The 893-nt window shown below is 54.9% G+C and carries 1 protein-coding gene; it reads left to right on the plus strand.

Annotated features, from left to right (window positions below; translation table 11 throughout):
* Positions 1-893 (plus strand): calcium-binding protein (locus tag MICAI_RS22605; RefSeq protein ID WP_369751918.1); only part of this gene is annotated, 893 nt, incomplete at both ends.

Here is an 893-nt window from a genome sequence, read left to right on the forward strand (position 1 = left end):
TTGGCACCCTCACTCTGGTGAAAACCACCGATGGTAACGAAGCTGGTTCAACGAGCAGTGTCTTTACCCTGACTCGTACCGGCGACCTCTCCAGTGCCTTAACGGTTAACTACACCTTGGCTGGTACTGCTACCCTCGGCAGCGACTACAATGACCCCGGTTTAGGTCAAGCCACCTTCGCGGCATTTTCCTCCACAGCTACCATCACTCTGCCCACCATAGATGACCTCTTGAGTGATCCAGGTGAAACCATCATCACCACAATTACCGCCCCCGCCGGCTACACTATCAGTGGACCGGACACGGCCACGGCCACCATTCTTGACAATGATGGTGACGCAGCCAATAACAACTTGGTCGGGACAAGCTTTGCCGATGCCCTGGCGGGAGTGGGAGGTAATGACACCCTTGATGGTGGTGATGGCAACGACACCCTCGATGGTGGTGATGGCAACGACACCCTCGATGGCGGTGTTGGTGTTGACTCGATGGATGGTGGTGATGGCAACGACACCTACTTCGTGGACAACAGCGATGACATCGTTAAGGAGGTCTTCGATGATGAGCTAGGGGGGACGGCCGATACGGTATTTGCCTCAGTCACCTATTCCCTAGCGCCGGGGACACCTGATAACCAAGGATATGGGATTGAGAATCTGACCCTGACGGGAAGTGCCGATATCAACGCTACTGGCAATGACAAAAACAACGTCCTCACGGGCAACAGTGGCAACAATGTCCTCGATGGCGGTGTTGGTGTTGACTCGATCGATGGTGGTAATGGCAACGACACGCTGTTTGGCGGCCTTGGCAACGACACCCTCGATGGTGGGGCTGATAACGACACTTACCTCTTCGACACGGCTCTGGTCTTGAGTAGCGATCGCCTAATT

The sequence above is a fragment of the Microcystis sp. T1-4 genome (genome assembly GCF_000297435.1).
Classification (GTDB): Bacteria; Cyanobacteriota; Cyanobacteriia; order Cyanobacteriales; family Microcystaceae; genus Microcystis.